This window comes from Actinomycetota bacterium (assembly GCA_030650795.1).
Lineage (GTDB): Bacteria > Actinomycetota > Actinomycetes > S36-B12 > S36-B12 > UBA11398.
Window position 1 is genome coordinate 122,728 of record JAUSDJ010000017.1, and the last position, 14,737, is coordinate 137,464.

General features: G+C 59.0%; 17 protein-coding genes. 6 read left to right on the top strand and 11 right to left on the bottom strand.

All coding sequences use genetic code 11. The features are described from left to right. Positions 1-55: 55 nt before the first annotated feature. A complete protein-coding gene (gene trpD, locus Q7L55_04405; protein MDO8731800.1) occupies positions 56-1,147 on the bottom strand; it encodes an anthranilate phosphoribosyltransferase in 1,092 nt (363 codons plus the stop codon). 7 nt (positions 1,148-1,154) lie between these two features. Further along, the gene (locus tag Q7L55_04410) at positions 1,155-1,574 is read right to left on the bottom strand and encodes a hypothetical protein (GenBank protein ID MDO8731801.1); all 420 of its coding nucleotides are present in this window, start codon (positions 1,572-1,574) and stop codon (positions 1,155-1,157) included. A gap of 177 nt (positions 1,575-1,751) precedes the next feature. On the opposite strand from Q7L55_04410, the gene Q7L55_04415 reads away from it, so the two are divergent. Genes Q7L55_04415 through Q7L55_04430 form a run of 4 tightly spaced genes read left to right on the top strand, consistent with a single transcriptional unit; the run spans position 1,752 to position 5,906 of the window. Beyond that, positions 1,752-2,297, top strand: coding sequence for a heme-copper oxidase subunit III (locus Q7L55_04415; GenBank protein MDO8731802.1), 546 nt, complete (start codon positions 1,752-1,754; stop codon positions 2,295-2,297). 38 nt (positions 2,298-2,335) lie between these two features. Then, positions 2,336-3,121: a c-type cytochrome gene (locus Q7L55_04420; GenBank protein MDO8731803.1), complete on the top strand. Its 786-nt coding sequence runs from the start codon at positions 2,336-2,338 to the stop codon at positions 3,119-3,121. Next, complete coding sequence (locus Q7L55_04425) at positions 3,118-4,167, top strand: Rieske 2Fe-2S domain-containing protein (protein MDO8731804.1); 1,050 nt, start codon at positions 3,118-3,120, stop codon at positions 4,165-4,167. The genes Q7L55_04420 and Q7L55_04425 overlap by 4 nt, the downstream gene beginning before the upstream one ends. Beyond that, complete coding sequence (locus Q7L55_04430) at positions 4,167-5,906, top strand: ubiquinol-cytochrome c reductase cytochrome b subunit (GenBank protein ID MDO8731805.1); 1,740 nt, start codon at positions 4,167-4,169, stop codon at positions 5,904-5,906. Before Q7L55_04425 ends, Q7L55_04430 begins: the two co-directional genes overlap by 1 nt. Positions 5,907-5,987: 81 nt before the next feature. On the opposite strand, the gene bfr is transcribed toward Q7L55_04430, so the two are convergent. The 5 genes from bfr to coxB form a co-directional block, all read right to left on the bottom strand. Continuing rightward, positions 5,988-6,464, bottom strand: coding sequence for a bacterioferritin (gene bfr / locus Q7L55_04435; protein ID MDO8731806.1), 477 nt, complete (start codon positions 6,462-6,464; stop codon positions 5,988-5,990). Between the two features lie 326 nt (positions 6,465-6,790). Next, positions 6,791-7,384, bottom strand: coding sequence for a YdeI/OmpD-associated family protein (locus Q7L55_04440; GenBank protein MDO8731807.1), 594 nt, complete (start codon positions 7,382-7,384; stop codon positions 6,791-6,793). A gap of 68 nt (positions 7,385-7,452) precedes the next feature. Next, entirely contained in the window at positions 7,453-7,848 is a 396-nt protein-coding gene (locus Q7L55_04445; protein ID MDO8731808.1) for a cytochrome c oxidase subunit 4, read from the bottom strand. Further along, on the bottom strand, positions 7,845-9,545 hold the full coding sequence (gene ctaD, locus Q7L55_04450; GenBank protein MDO8731809.1) for a cytochrome c oxidase subunit I: 1,701 nt from the start codon (positions 9,543-9,545) through the stop codon (positions 7,845-7,847). Before ctaD ends, Q7L55_04445 begins: the two co-directional genes overlap by 4 nt. After that, positions 9,542-10,357, bottom strand: a complete 816-nt coding sequence (gene coxB / locus Q7L55_04455; GenBank protein ID MDO8731810.1) for a cytochrome c oxidase subunit II — start codon at positions 10,355-10,357, stop codon at positions 9,542-9,544. Before coxB ends, ctaD begins: the two co-directional genes overlap by 4 nt. 179 nt (positions 10,358-10,536) lie before the next feature. Here coxB and Q7L55_04460 point away from each other — a divergent pair, with 179 nt between their 5' ends. Beyond that, positions 10,537-11,661 carry an aminotransferase class V-fold PLP-dependent enzyme gene (locus Q7L55_04460; GenBank protein MDO8731811.1) on the top strand — a complete coding sequence of 375 codons (1,125 nt, stop codon included), beginning with the start codon at positions 10,537-10,539 and terminating at the stop codon, positions 11,659-11,661. Beyond that, a complete protein-coding gene (locus tag Q7L55_04465; protein MDO8731812.1) occupies positions 11,658-11,927 on the top strand; it encodes a sulfurtransferase TusA family protein in 270 nt (89 codons plus the stop codon). Before Q7L55_04460 ends, Q7L55_04465 begins: the two co-directional genes overlap by 4 nt. Here Q7L55_04465 and aat read toward each other — a convergent pair. From aat to Q7L55_04485, 4 genes are all read right to left on the bottom strand, one after another. Continuing rightward, positions 11,888-12,562: a leucyl/phenylalanyl-tRNA--protein transferase gene (gene aat / locus Q7L55_04470; protein ID MDO8731813.1), complete on the bottom strand. Its 675-nt coding sequence runs from the start codon at positions 12,560-12,562 to the stop codon at positions 11,888-11,890. The two genes, Q7L55_04465 and aat, sit on opposite strands and share 40 nt — an antisense overlap. Positions 12,563-12,564: 2 nt before the next feature. After that, a complete protein-coding gene (locus Q7L55_04475; GenBank protein MDO8731814.1) occupies positions 12,565-13,551 on the bottom strand; it encodes a carbohydrate kinase family protein in 987 nt (328 codons plus the stop codon). A gap of 11 nt (positions 13,552-13,562) precedes the next feature. Further along, on the bottom strand, positions 13,563-14,201 hold the full coding sequence (locus Q7L55_04480) for a sensor domain-containing protein (protein MDO8731815.1): 639 nt from the start codon (positions 14,199-14,201) through the stop codon (positions 13,563-13,565). An 85-nt stretch (positions 14,202-14,286) separates the two neighbouring features. Beyond that, positions 14,287-14,649 (bottom strand): iron-sulfur cluster assembly accessory protein, encoded by a 363-nt coding sequence (locus tag Q7L55_04485; protein MDO8731816.1) that lies wholly within the window; start codon positions 14,647-14,649, stop codon positions 14,287-14,289. Positions 14,650-14,737 lie beyond the last annotated feature (88 nt).

The window sequence follows — 14,737 nt, forward strand, 5'->3', positions numbered from 1 at the left end:
ATAGCCGTCGAGACTTGAAGCGATGAACACTGAAAGTCGAGTTACGCTTCCTGCTTCAGTTCTGGCTCTCTGCGAATTGCTTCGTAAACTCGATCCAGCGGTCAAGCAGTTGCCCAGCAGCACCTGAAGAAAGGGCTGCTTGGGCTTGCGCCAATTCCGCTGCGATGCGCTCGTGCAGCGATTGCGCTGATGGGGCTTGCGATAGAGAGCGATATGCAGCCAATGCCGCAGCAGCGTTGACCGCCACCACATCGCTGATCGCGGAAACCCGCGATGCATCAGCATCGGCAATGGACTCAAGCCCAATGACCTGGCGCAGCAGATCGGCATTGCGCACTCGATCGCCACCGACGAGCAGTAACGGCTCAACATGCTCCACGCCAAGAGCGCGCGGATCCAGAGTGACCTTTTCGACTGAATCACCCGTGACATCCCAGACGGTGGAAGTTGTGGTCGTCGAAATTTCGTCTAAGCCGTCGTCGCCGCGCACCACCAGCGCGCGAACTCCGCGATTCCGCAGTACTTCTGCGATGACAGGAGCTCGCTGCGCGTCGGCAACGCCGACGAGCATTGCCGCCGCGCCGGCGGGGTTCGACAAGGGTCCAAGGATGTTGAAGACGGTCGGCACTCCGAGTTCTCGGCGGACCGGACCGACATGACGCATGGCCGGATGGTGACGCGGCGCAAAGGCAAAGCCGATGCCCACTTCATCGACACATCTACGCACCAAGTCAGGTGACAGTTCGATGACCACGCCAAGTTCCTCAAGTACATCTGCGGTTCCGGTTTGCGAGGAAGCAGCGCGATTGCCGTGTTTGGCCACTGGCACACCACAGGCAGCAACGACCAAGGCCGCCATCGTGGAGATGTTGACGGTGTTGGCTTGATCGCCTCCCGTGCCCACGATGTCGATCGCGGGACGGGCCGTGACGAAGGTATTGGCGTGCAGTGCCATCGTCGCCAGGAGGCTTTCCACCTCGGCTGCTGATTCGCCTTTGGCTCGCAGCGCCACCACGAAGCCAGATATCTGAGCGTCAGTGGCCTCGCCCGCGAGCATCTGCTGCATCGCCCATGAACTTTGATCGGCCGACAGATCCGTATGGGTAATAAGAGTGCGCAGCACCTGAGGCCAGGTGTTCTCCGCCATCAGCGGTTCAGCTTGCTCGGGCAGCAACCCGGCGCTGGAGTTGCTCGCCAACCCGCACTGCCAGATCAATGGGATTGATTGGGTGCGCAGCCACAGCGTCGGCGCGCGACCAGGTGGCCAACCAGGCATCCTGCTGTCGCGCAATCAGCACCAGAATCGGCGGACATTGGTAGATCTCGTCCTTGAGCTGGCGGGACATGCCCATGCCACCGGCCGGCACGGCCTCTCCGTCAAGGATGAACAGGTCAATTCCGCCAGCGTCTGCTGCGGCCACAAGAGCCGGCTCGGTCGCGACTTCGAGGTAGGTCACTTCGGGTAATCCGGGCACTGGACTCTTGCCAAGGGCAAGTAGGACATCGCTTCGAACTGTGCGGTCATCACTGTAAACAAGCACCCTTAACGGGGCTGCAGATGAGGCTGAAGTCACAGGCGCACTGTAGTCCGAAGCAGGGCAAGCATCACCTCAGGGCTGTCTTGAAAAATGTGACGAATTCGTAGGGGGGGTCAGGGCACAAAACGCGGGAGCATCTGCCAGACTCCCCCCGTGGCAACAGCGACTTCAATTCCCTCTGCGTACTCTCACGCCTCGGCGACCCGCCCCAACATGGTTGCCATTGGCACCATCGTGTGGCTGTCCAGCGAACTCATGTTCTTCGCTGCATTGTTCGCCATGTACTTCACCCTGCGGGCGGTGAATCCTGATATGTGGGCGCACGAGACGACACTGCTGAACATCCCGTTCGCCAGCGTCAACACCACGGTGCTTGTGCTGTCGTCGGTGACCTGCCAGTTGGGCGTCTTCGCAGCAGAGCGCGGCGATGTCAAGACCCTGCGCCGCTGGTTCATCATCACCTTCCTGATGGGCTCCTTCTTCGTCGCCGGTCAGATCACTGAGTACACCTCGCTCGTCCGCGAGGGACTGACTCTGTCCTCCAACGCCTACGGCAGCGCGTTCTACCTCACCACCGGCTTCCATGGCCTGCACGTCACCGGCGGCCTCGTCGCCTTCCTGTTCGTGCTTGCCACGACCTACGTCACCAAGCGCTTCACTCACGACCATGCAACACGTGCCGTCGTCGTCTCCTATTACTGGCACTTCGTAGACGTTGTGTGGATCGCTCTATTCTTCATGATCTACGTCCTCAAGTAATCCCGCATTCAGTCCTCGAACAAGGAAGGTCCGACCGAGTGAAGTTCCTGGCCGCAAGGCGGCGCAACCCATTAGTTGCATTTGGCCTATTGCTCTTCGCGCTGATCGCGGTGGGTGGCGGCTACGCAGCAATTGCCAATGTGCAGCCTGCTCAAGCGTCGATTGGCTCGCAGACTCAGGTAGACGAGGGCAAGCGGCTCTACCTCGCTGGCTGCTCTTCCTGCCACGGCATGGACGCGCAGGGCACCCAGAACGCGCCGACCCTCGTTGGTGTGGGCGCAGCCGCAGTGAACTTGCAGGTCGGCACCGGCCGAATGCCCCTGGCAGCACCCGGCGCCCAGGCTGAACCCAAGGATCCGACCTATACCGAAGATCAGATCGCGGCGCTTGCTGCATACGTCGCCTCATTGGCCCCAGGCCCGGCGATCCCCACTGCTGAAGATCTTGACTTCTCCAACGCTGATGTCGCCCAAGGCGGAGTTCTGTTCCGCACGAACTGCGCCCAGTGTCACCAAGCTGCAGGTGCGGGCGGTGCGCTCACACAAGGCAAGTACGCGCCCAACCTGATGAGTTCCACGCCGCAGCAGATGTGGGAGGCCATGGCCACCGGACCGCAGAGCATGCCGGTGGTTAGCAATGGAACCGTGCCTGCCGCCGATAGGCAGGCGATCATGGCATACATCACAAATCTTCAGACTGCTTCCAGCCCAGGAGGCCTTGATCTTGGTCGCCTGGGGCCGGTAACTGAAGGACTCTTCATGTGGACTGCCGTGTTCGCTGCGCTCATTGCTGCAGCCGTATGGATCGGAATTAAAGCGCGATGACTGATCTCACTCCCCAAAATGCTCATGGTTCTGAGCCCACCAAGCTCGGACACCTGCCGGTCGCCGATGTGCCTCACGTGCTGCGTGTGGCCGATACCGACCCCAAGGCTGCCAAGCGGGTAGAGCGCCAGGTCAGCGCCATGTTCCTGCTGTCGATCTTGCTCGTGATTCTCTTCGTTGTTGCCTACATCGGCATCGACAAGTCCACCGTTGTCTACATCCCTCTCTTTGGTGAAGTGGGCGCAAGCACCATTGCCCTGGGCTTGACCTTTGGTGCATCAGTGCTGCTGATCGGCGCTGGGGCCATTCAGTGGGCAAAGAAGTTGATGCCTGATGTTGAAGTCGTCCAGATGCGCCATGAGCTGGTCTCTCCAACTGACGAGACAGCTGAAGCCGCTGCTAGTTACGAGCGCGGAAAGGAAGAATCCGGCTTCGCGCGCTACAAGATGATTCGTCGCACGATGATCGGCGCGATGGCTCTGTTCCCGATTCCACTGGTCATCATGCTTCGCGATCTGTGGTCAGCGCCTGCGAGCGGAAATCTGACCCCAGCCGAGATCTTGTCGACCACCATCTGGAAAAAGGGCGAGCGCATCGTTACCGACGCCACCTACCTGCCAGTTCGCCCAGAGGATCTTCCTGTCGGCGGCCTTATCAGCGCAGTGCCCGCCAGTCTCAACGAGGTGCAGGAAAAAGAAGGCGACCTGAATGCGCGCGGCAAGGCAGCGATCATTCTCGTGCGCATGGACCCCAACGAGATCATCAGCCAGCAGGGCGACGGTTGGGACTACCAGGGGATTGTGGCCTACTCCAAGATCTGCACCCATACGGGTTGCCCGATCGCCTTGTACGAGCAGCGCACACATCACCTCCTTTGCCCATGTCACCAGTCCACATTCGACCTTGCCAACTCAGGCAATGTCGTCTTCGGGCCGGCAGCTCGCAACATGCCGCAGTTGCCAATCGGTGTCGACAGCGAGGGCTATCTGATTGCCATGGACGACTTCTCTCAGCCCGTCGGACCAAGCTTCTGGGAGCGCTCATAATGACCACGACTAGTCCAGTAGAAAAAGCCGGCGCAGGCGTGGCGACATATGTCGATCAGCGTCTGGGCAGCAACAAGTTCCTGGCCCGCAACCTCGGCAAGGTATTCCCTGACCACTGGTCGTTCATGCTGGGTGAGATCGCGCTGTACTCATTCATCGTCGTACTTCTGACCGGTGTCTACCTGACCCTCTTCTTCGATCCTTCAATGGTTGAGGTCGTGTACAACGGCTCCTACGTTCCGCTGAAGGGCATTCAGATGTCCCAGGCGTACGCCTCAACTCTGAATATCTCCTTCGATGTGCGCGGCGGTCTGTTCATTCGCCAAATGCACCACTGGTCAGCGTTGATCTTCGTTGCCGCGATGAGCGTGCACATGTTCCGGGTGTTCTTCACCGGCGCTTTCCGCAAGCCGCGCGAATTCAACTGGATCATCGGCGTCCTCCTGGTGGCCATGGGCCTGGGTGCGGGCTTCACCGGTTACTCACTGCCTGACGATCTGCTCTCCGGCACGGGTCTGCAGATTATCCGAGGCATCGTGCAGTCGATCCCGGTTGTTGGCACATGGGGTGCCTTCCTGCTGTTCGGCGGCGAGTTCCCCGGCACCATCATCATCCCTCGCCTGTATTCCATGCACATCCTGCTGATTCCAGGACTGATTCTGGCCTTGGTGACCCTGCACTTGATCATGGTCTTCACCCAGAAGCACACCCAGTTCCCTGGCCCTGGCCGCACCAACAACAACGTCGTCGGCTACCCATTGATGCCGGTCTACATGGCAAAGGCCGGTGGCTTCTTCTTCATCGTCTTCGGCATCATTGCGCTCATCGGTGGCCTGATCAGCATCAACCCGGTCTGGATCTTTGGGCCGTATACGCCTGACCAAGTCAGCGCCGGTTCCCAGCCAGACTGGTACATCGGCTGGCTGGAGGGTGCCCTGCGTGTGATGCCCAACTGGGAAACGCATCTTGCAGGATTCACCTTGTCCTGGAACGTCTTGATACCTTCGGTGGTGATTCCGGGCATCATCTTCACCGTACTTGGGGCCTATCCATTCATTGAGGCCTGGGTGACCGGCGACAAGCGCGAGCATCACCTGCTCGACAGGCCACGCAATGCGCCGACGCGCACTGCTCTTGGCGTGATGTCCCTGACGTTCTATCTTCTGCTCTTCATCGGTGGCGGAAACGACATCATCGCCACGTCCTTCAACCTCTCGATCAACGCGATCACCTGGTTCCTGCGCGTGGCTTTGTTTGTTGTTCCCCCGTTGTTATTCGTGTTCACCCGGCGCATCTGTCTCGGCCTGCAGCGACGTGACCGTGACAAGCTGCTGCATGGCTACGAGACTGGTCGCGTGCTGCGCTTGCCCCATGGCGAGTTCATGGAGGTGCATGAGCCGATTTCTGTGAAGGAGTTGGCCGTCATCACGAGCAAGCACGACATCGCTCCGCTGCCCACTCCCCCGAAGGCAGACATTGACGGGGTCAAGAACAAGCAGTTCCGCAAGCAGAATCTGCGCGCCAAACTGAGCAGATTCTTCTATGGCGAGAACATCGCACTGCCCTCAGAAGCCGAGATCGAGGCTGGTCAGGCGCATGTCGCGCATGATGCAGCGATTGAGGCCCCGCTGCATGCCTACGAGGATGCTGACGAGATCCGCCAATTCCACGGTGGTGTGCTGCATCATCCGGGAATGCCGGAGACCAACGCCGAGCAGATTGTCGAGCATAAGGAATAACCGAACGCAAAGAACGCCCCCTGCAATTGCAGGGGGCGTTCTTCATTTGGATCATCGGGCTCTTGGAGTTTGGGGATCGGTCTAACTGGGGTCAACCATCCCTGCGAGGTAGTTCTCGATACCGACATTGGCAATGGCCTGCAACTGCGCTTCAAACCAATCCGCGTGCGTCTCTTCGTCGCGCGCCATCTCATCAAAGATCGACGCAGTCGCATGGTCACCAAGTTCGCGGCACTCCTGTGCAGAGTCATTGAACTGAGTGACCACCATGATCTCCGAGGCCAGACCGAGATCGAGAATCTCGAGCGCGGATTCGCCAACGCGAATCGGCAGCAGCTTCTGGAGATTGGGATGGCCTTCGAATAGCAGGATTCGCTGAATGAGCGCATCCGCATCTTTCATCTCATCAATGGACCGATCGTAGAAAGTCTTACCCAGACGAGGAAGTCCCCAAGCATCAAGCATGCGCCCGTGCAAGAAGTAGGTATTGGTGATGCTCAGTTCGTAGGTGAGTGCCTCGTTGAGCAGTTCAACTATGCGCGGGCTGCGGGCTTGCATCTTGGGGTACTCCATCCACTTGGCGGCGTGCTTCGATACTACTCAAGGTTTGCTCAAGCATCTCTTTGATGGCAGGCACACAACTTCCGCAGTCATTGCCCGCGCCCGAGGCGCGGCAGACCTGTGCCAACGTGGTGCAACCGTGCTCGATCGCCGAATGCAGCCGTCGATCACTGACTCGACGGCATTGGCACACGATCACGGCATCTCCTCCCCCGACAGGTTTCACGTCTCCTGTGCGAGAGGCGCCATTCCGAAACTTGGCTCCACTCGCTAAAGTTAGGGTAGCCTAAATCAGTGAGCCAGATGAAACATTGCCGCGCGATCTACTCCGACAATTGCCGCTTCTGCGGGTAGATCGTTTCGCCTCGCTCGAGCATCGCAATGAACTGCTCAAGCCTGCGGATGCGGGTCTCCTCGCGCTTGGCCGAGTCAATGCGCAGCAGGATGGCATAGCGATTCTGCTTGGTCAGAATCTCGAACATGGCAGTTGCTTTGGGGCAGCGATCCAGAGCCATTGCAAAATCGGCAGGCAACTCCATGCTTGCCTGCCCGGCATATGCCCGATCCCAACGTCCATCGGCCTTGGCCTGCTCGATCATCAGCAGCCCCTGTGGAGTCATCCGTCCTTCAGCTATCAGTCTTCCCACGAGTTCGATATTGCGTTGCGACCACTGGCTATGCACTCGGCGAGGGGTGAACCGCTGCTTGAAAGTGCTGGCATCGCGCGATGCCTTTTGACCATCAATCCAGCCGTAGCAGAGCGCCTCTTCGAGGGCCTCGGCGTAGGTGAGCTTGGTGGGCTGGGTGACACCCTTCTTGGCCAGCACGAGCCACGCCACTCTGTCCTTGGACCCATGCGCCTTCAACCACCGTCGCCATACCCTCGCATCTGCGACGACGAGCTCATCAACTGACATCTCGAAATCCCGTCACACGCAGAAGAGCGGTCACCCCAAGGGGATCACCGCTCTTGAATCTGCCAAGCTCAATGTGCGAATTCACCTCGGTAGTACTCGAAGATCCAGCCAACGAGCGCGATCGCCAGGATGAAGGCGCCCAGTACAACCAGCCAGACGGCGAACACGAGACCAAGTGCAGTGCAGAACACGGCGAATCCCGTAACCAGCGGCCACCAGGAATGTGGGCTGTAGAAGCCATATTCAGGATCGGCCTCATCGATGTTGGCGTCACCACGATCCTCTGGACGCGGGTAGACCCGCTTGGAGGTGTAGATCAGGTAGAAGCCGACGAGGAAGGTGAGCGCACCGCACATGACCAGGACAGTTGTGCCGATCGGGTCGTATGCCACGTACCAATAGACGGCTGCAACGAGCAGGAAGAACACGCATCCAACCGCGAAGATTCGGCCTTCGATCTTCATGAGTGGCTTCCTTCAACAGCGGGAGCTGACATGCTCGTCGGAGTCTCCGATAACTCGGGGTAATGCAGATCGAATGCCGGCCGCTCCGAACGGATAGGAGGCAGCGCTAAGAAGTTGTGCCGCGGTGGCGGGCAACTGGTGGCCCACTCCAATGAGCTTCCCCAGCCCCAAGGATCGTCTGTATTGACCATTGGCGCGGAGCGAGTCGTGGAGATGACATTCCAGATGAAGAAGATCGAGGAGATGCCGAGTATCGCCGCACCCACGCTGGAGATCATGTTGAGCGTCTGGTAATTGTCGGTTGGAAGATAGTCGCCGTAACGACGCGGCATGCCTTCAACGCCAAGCCAATGCTGCACAAGGAAGGTCACCTGGAAGCCGATGAACAGCAGCCAGAAGTGGATCTTGCCCAGGCGCTCGTTGAGCATCTTGCCGGTCATCTTGGGCCACCAGTAGTACAGCCCCGCGAAGAACATGAATACGACCGTGCCAAACACGGTGTAGTGGAAGTGCGCGACGACGAAGTAGCTGTCCGACACGTGGAAGTCCAGCGGCGGGGCCGACAAGAGGACGCCTGTCAGGCCGCCGAAAAGGAAGGTGACCAGGAAGCCCATGGTCCACAGCATCGGCGTGTCAAACTGAACTGAGCCCTTCCACATGGTGCCGATCCAGTTGAAGAACTTCACGCCCGTGGGCACGGCTATGAGCATGGTCATGATGGCGAAGAACGGCAGGTACACCGACCCGGTCACATAGAGATGGTGGGCCCAGACGGCCATCGAGAGAGCGCCGATGGCCAGGGTCGCGAACACCAGGCCCTTGTAGCCGAAGATCGGCTTACGCGAGAAGACCGGAATGATCTCGCTGGCAATGCCGAAGAATGGCAAGGCGAGGATGTAGACCTCAGGATGTCCGAAGAACCAGAACAGGTGCTGCCAGAGCATCGCACCGCCGTTCTCCGAGGCGAACACCAAAGAACCGTATTGGCGGTCGATGAATGCCAGCGCCAGAGCGGCGGCGAGCACCGGGAAGCACAGGATCACGAGCACGCTGGTAACCAGCACGGTCCAGGTGAAGACCGGCATGCGGAACATCGTCATGCCGGGTGCTCGCATGCAGTAGATGGTGGTGATGAAGTTGACCGCAGCCAGGATCGTGCCCAGGCCACCCATCGCCAAACCCAGCAGCCACATGCTCCCACCTATCTCCGGAGAGAAGACGGCGTTGCTCAGCGGTGCATAGGCGAACCAGCCGAAGGCAGCAGCACCACCGGGAGTCAGGAATCCGGCGGCGGCGATCGTGCCGCCGAACAAGAAGAGCCAGAATCCGAGCATGTTCAAGCGCGGGAAGGCAACGTCGGGTGCGCCGATTTGCAAAGGCATGATGATGTTTCCATAGGCGATGAACAGTGGGGTCGCGAACAGGAACAGCATCACGGTGCCGTGCATGGTGAAGAGCTGGTTGTATTGCTCAAGTGAGACGATCTGGAGGCCCGGCGCGGTGAGTTCTGCACGCAGCACCAGCGCCATCGCCCCAGCGCCAAAGAACCAGAAAGTTGACAGCATCAGGTACATGTACCCGATGACCTTGTGGTCGGTGGAGGTGATCCACGAGATAACGATTGAGCCGAAGGCCTTCTTGGGCTTGGCCGGCTCGAGTGCCTCCGTTTCGACAGGGCGCTCATTCAGAATCGTCATACAATCTTCTCCCCTGGCATCTGGCCGTGGTTGCTGAATGGTTCGGTGTTGAAAGTGCCGGTCTGACCCTTGGCCTTCAACTCGGCGATGTGCGCATCGAAGGTCGCCTTGTCGACCACCTTCACGGCGAACTGCATGCGCGAATGATCCACACCGCAGAGTTCAGCGCAATGCCCATCGAAGGTTCCGAGCCTGTTCGGCGTCAGTTCGAAGGCATTTGTCTTCCCAGGGATGACGTCCATCTTGAACAGGAAATTCGGCACCCAGAAGGAGTGAATGACGTCAGGTGAGTTGAGATTGAAGCGGACCTTCTCGTTGATCGGCAGCCAGAGCGTAGGCCGATCCGTGATGGTGCCCGCACCCTGTGGCATGCCGGTCTCCCAGACATTCTGGTCGAGGTAGTTGAAGCCCCAGCTCCAGCGGTAGGCGACCACACCGACGGTCTGCTGCTGGTCGTTCTTGAGCGTGAGAAGCTCGCTCTGATCCTTCGCGGTGAACCAGAAGATTCCGACGATCATCACCAATGGCACGATGGTGTACAGGATCTCGATCGGCAAGTTGTACTTGGTTTGCACCGGAGCGCCAGCCTGTTTCTTGCGTCGGTAGGCCACCGCTGCGAACAGCATGAGCCCCCAGGTGAGCAGCCCAACCAGCCACGCGGCAATCCAAGAGCCCTGCCAGAGGTTCTGGATGATCGGCGCTTCCTTGGTTGCCGGTTCAGGCATGTTAAAGAAGAACACCTCGTTGGCGGTGCAGCCGGACAGGACGATTGCTATCGCAATCGTCCCAAAACCAAGAGCAATTCGCCTCATCCGGCGAAGGCTCCTTGGCTGGTGCGCATTCGAACCCACAGGTTGCCTTTCGGTCCACACATCGGGCTAACAGAAACGTTCGTGAGACTAGCGCACCACCCCCTGCCAATGCTCGTCGGATCAGTGTGATCCGGCGCTCAATTTCCGAAGATTTCAGAACTCCAAGTAGCGTGCTAACCATGTCCGGCCTGCCCCCTGCCCCCGCTGGGTTCCTGGACGCCGTTGGTGGCTTGCCAATGGCCAGCTCAGTTGCGGCGGCCTACGCCAGGGCGGCCGAACTTGCCTGGGCAGATCCGGTCCGTTTCCATCATCTCGGGCGCCAGTCAGCGCTCGTTCTAGATACCGCCCGCGCCAGTCTGGCGACCGGGATATCTCATGCAACGGGAGCATCGATCGGTGCTGAGCAGGTCTTCTTCGCACCGAACATGCGGATGGCTGCGCTCTGGGCTGGGCAGGGTTTTCTCGGGGCTCCCAGTTTTCTGGCGTCGGCCATCGAGACTTTGGCCTTGATCGATGGCCTCAGCGAGCATGACCCAGGGCTGCGGACTCTGGGAGTCGACTCTCACGGATTCCTGGATCAGTCAGTGCTGGCCGATCTTGGCCCCTCGGACGGCCTTGTCCTTGCCCTGCAGGCAGCCAATGTCGAGATCGGAACAAGTCAGGATCTCAATGCCTGTTCGGCTGCCGGCTTTCGTCTGCTCGTCGATGCCAGCCAATGCCTTGGCAGAATTCCATTGGGGACGAACTGGTCACTGCTGCTTGCAGCAGCCTCAGATTGGGGCGGCCCTGTAGGCGTCGTGGTGCTGGCGGTGCAGCCAAATACTCGATGGTCCTGCCCTTTGCCCACCGTGGGCGGTTGGATCGGTAGCCGAGCCGATGTGCCCGCAGTCGTTGCGGCGGCCACCGCCCTGGAGTTGACTTTGCCAGAAGCCCAGCATCAATCAACTCAGCAGTTCGCCCTGATCGATCGTTTACGCACGTCAATTCGGGCGGCAATTTCCGATGTGACTTTTGCCGGTGACGAACATGCTCGGCTTCCACACATTCTGAATTGCTCAATCCTCTACGTCAGTGGTGAGGCTCTCGTGCTGGAACTGGACCGACGTGGCTTTGCCGTTGCCACTGGCTCAGCGTGTGTGGCCGACAGCGATCACGCCAGCCATGTACTCGCGGCGATCGGCGGATTCACCGGCGGCAATCTGCGGATCTCGCTCCCTTTCGATTGCACGGAAGAAACCGCAGACTCCTTTGTCGATGCTCTTGTCGAAGTCGTTGCCGAGTTGCGACGAGGAACTGGGTTGTGAACGTCGACCTCTGGATAGACGAGCGCGGTCGACGCTGCCCGATCCCGGTGATTTCCCTCGCCCGCGCTCAGACCACTTGGTTCCGCGATGACATTGGCGTTGATGAAGTCGTTGGAATGCTCGCCGACGATCCCGCCGCTGAGTACGACATCCCGGCCTGGTGTCGGCTCAAGGGAGCAGAATTTCTCGGCAGCGTCAATCCGCCTGATGGCGGATCTGGCATGGGCTACGTCGTTCGATTCAGCGCTTCCAAACACGCTGCCTGACGGCGTGCATCGCGCAACCGAGTCAGATATTCCTCTCGCGGAATTTCGGTAACGCCCAAGGTGGCAAGATGATCCGTGCGCCACTGAACGTCAAGCAATCGGGCACCACCACACCGCTGCAGTCTTCGTACCAGTGCAACCATCGCCACCTTCGAAGCATCGCGCTCGCGGTGAAACATCGACTCCCCAGCGAACAGACCTCCGACCTCGAGGCCATACAAGCCGCCCACAAGGGCTCCCTCGCGCCACACCTCAACCGAGTGCGCCCATCCAAGGGAGTGCAAGTGGGTGTACGCCTGAATGAAATCCTCATTGATCCACGAATCGATTCGGTCTTCATCACAGCCGCGCATGACAGCTTCAAATGCCGTATCGAAAGTGACATCGAACTGCGCAACAGACTTGCGCAGAGATTTGCTGATCTTCAAATCCTCAAGGGCCAGGATGCCCCGCGGATTCGGCGACCACCAAGCAAGTTCGCCACTAGCCAGGTACATGGGAAAGACACCTCGGCGATACCCCTCCAGCAAGGTTGCGGGTGCAAGGTCGGCGCCAATGGCAATGACCTCTTGATCTGGTTCGGCCAGCAGTGGATCAGGGAATTTCCATGCGCAGGGCCCCGGATCGATCGGCACGACTAGGGCTGGGGGCAGGCCACATGTGGGGCGATATCGGCGGCTGCATCGTCACCGAAATTGCGAGCCAGGCGGTTGAGGAAGGCAGCTCGAGACAGCACGTACTCCTGAGTTCCGACCGTCTCAATGACATAAGCGGCGAGTAGCGAACCCACCTGACCCGCACGCTCATCGCTGAGACCCCATGCCATGCCGGTGAGGAAACCCGAACGGTAGGCGTCGCCGACTCCCGTGGGATCAGTGCGACTGTCCTCTAGCGCGATGTCGACGAGAACGGGCTTCTCACCCTTGCGCTCGATGCGCGAGCCGTTCTTGCCCAGAGTAGTGATGCGCGTTTGGACCATTGACGCAATATCGCGCGTGGTCCAGCCAGTCTTCTGCTCGATCAGTGCGCCTTCGTACTCATTGGTGAACAAGTACTTCGCACCTTCGATGAGTGGCTTGATCGCGTGTCCGTCCATTCGCGCCAACTGCTGGCTGGGATCGGCGGCGAAGGCATAACCGCGCTGACGGCACTCCTGGGTGTGACGGAGCATGGCATCGGGGTCGTTTGCACTGATGAGCACTACGTCAGGTTCACCCGCCACATCAACCACGGGCTTAAGTTCGATGTTGCGCGCCTCAGACATCGCCCCCGCGTAGAAGGAGGCGATCTGGTTCTGTTCCTCATCGGTGGTGCAAATGAACCGGGCCGTGTGACGGGTCTCAGAGACGTGTACCCCGCTGGTATCGACTCCGTGGCGTTGCAGCCACGACTCGTAGTCAGCAAAATCTGAGCCCACAGCTCCCACGAGAACTGGCTTCAAGCCCAGGCAACCCATGCCGAATGCAATGTTTGGGGCGACCCCACCGCGACGGATCTCAAGATCATCGACAAGGAAAGAGAGCGAGACCTTGTGCAGGGTTTCAGCCACCAGCGAGTCGGTGAACTTTCCGGGGAATTTCATCAGATGGTCCGTTGCAATGGACCCAGTCACAAAGATCGGCACGGGAAGTGACCCTACTGGGGAGCCCATTTGGAACTGAGAGTCATCGACAGCTGTTGCAGATCGACCTTTTGCGCAGCTTTCACCCGTGGGCGACCATCGATATATACATCGGTCTGGATCACGGCATCACCTGCCTGCGAGTACACCGTGAAGGTTACCGTCTTGCCATCTTGCAGCGGATCCTTGCTCTTGAAAACAGTGCTGTCTTGAACCCAGAAATTCTGATACTGGCCACCGGGACTGCTGCCATTGGCGTAGGTGTCGGAGACTTTGGGATCTTCATCGACCGGACCGGCCATGGTGCCGGTGCACTTGAGAACCTCTTGAGCCAATTGCGTGTAGGCGGCGGCAGCAGCTTCAGCGCTCGGGTAGACGAATACCCGTTCGTTGACACTGGTGAAGACATTCTTCTTTTGCGGCTTCATCACGTTTTTCGCTGAATACTGCGGCGTCGAAGCAGGTATGAACGCAAGTGGGCCACCCTTGCTATCGGTGCACAGGGTCACATTCTTCACGTAGTCAATCGGCTTCTTGCTGAAGTCAAAAGAAAACGTCTGCCCAAACGAAGCCGGGACATCGGCGCTGGAAAGCACTCGGGCTTTAGGCGGAACTGCATGTGCTGGCAGTGCGAAAACGACAGATGCGACCAAGATCAGCGAAGTGCACCCTAGGGATGCACTTCGTGTTCTTAGTCGCATCTGCAAAAACTATCGATTGCGCCGAGGAATGTGAGACTTAGTTGAACGAGTCTCCGCAGGCACAGGAACCCGAAGCGTTGGGGTTGTCGATCGTGAAACCCTGCTTCTCGATTGTGTCAACGAAGTCGATCGTCGCGCCATTGAGGTACGGGGCGCTCATGCGATCGGTGACGACCCCGACGCCGCCAAAGTCCTTCGTGACATCGCCATCAAGACTGCGGTCATCGAAGAAGAGCTGGTAGCGAAGGCCAGAGCAGCCACCTGGCTGAACGGCTACGCGCAGAGCAAGATCATCGCGACCCTCGGCTTCAAGGAGGGCCTTGACCTTCGAAGCTGCAGTGCTCGTGAGCACAATGCCGTCAATCGTGGGCACCGTCTGAATCTTGACGTCAGCTGTCATTGCGGTCCTTCCATAGGTGGTTGCCTGAAGAGTCTACGACAGGGTTAACGCCAGTTCTTCACCTCGCATTCCCGAAATGCCCCATCAA

What these genes read in the sequence shown, in the direction of transcription:
- Q7L55_04415 (MDO8731802.1), top strand. Translation starts at nt 1,752, where the DNA reads ATGGTTGCCATTGGCACCATCGTGTGGCTGTCCAGCGAACTCATGTTC.
- bfr (MDO8731806.1), bottom strand. Translation starts at nt 6,464, where the DNA reads ATGCAAGCCCGCAGCCCGCGCATAGTTGAACTGCTCAACGAGGCACTC.
- ctaD (MDO8731809.1), bottom strand. Translation starts at nt 9,545, where the DNA reads ATGACGATTCTGAATGAGCGCCCTGTCGAAACGGAGGCACTCGAGCCG.
- trpD (MDO8731800.1), bottom strand. Translation starts at nt 1,147, where the DNA reads ATGGCGGAGAACACCTGGCCTCAGGTGCTGCGCACTCTTATTACCCAT.
- Q7L55_04430 (MDO8731805.1), top strand. Translation starts at nt 4,167, where the DNA reads ATGACCACGACTAGTCCAGTAGAAAAAGCCGGCGCAGGCGTGGCGACA.
- Q7L55_04440 (MDO8731807.1), bottom strand. Translation starts at nt 7,384, where the DNA reads ATGTCAGTTGATGAGCTCGTCGTCGCAGATGCGAGGGTATGGCGACGG.
- Q7L55_04460 (MDO8731811.1), top strand. Translation starts at nt 10,537, where the DNA reads ATGTCCGGCCTGCCCCCTGCCCCCGCTGGGTTCCTGGACGCCGTTGGT.
- Q7L55_04485 (MDO8731816.1), bottom strand. Translation starts at nt 14,649, where the DNA reads ATGACAGCTGACGTCAAGATTCAGACGGTGCCCACGATTGACGGCATT.
- Q7L55_04425 (MDO8731804.1), top strand. Translation starts at nt 3,118, where the DNA reads ATGACTGATCTCACTCCCCAAAATGCTCATGGTTCTGAGCCCACCAAG.
- Q7L55_04445 (MDO8731808.1), bottom strand. Translation starts at nt 7,848, where the DNA reads ATGAAGATCGAAGGCCGAATCTTCGCGGTTGGATGCGTGTTCTTCCTG.
- coxB (MDO8731810.1), bottom strand. Translation starts at nt 10,357, where the DNA reads ATGAGGCGAATTGCTCTTGGTTTTGGGACGATTGCGATAGCAATCGTC.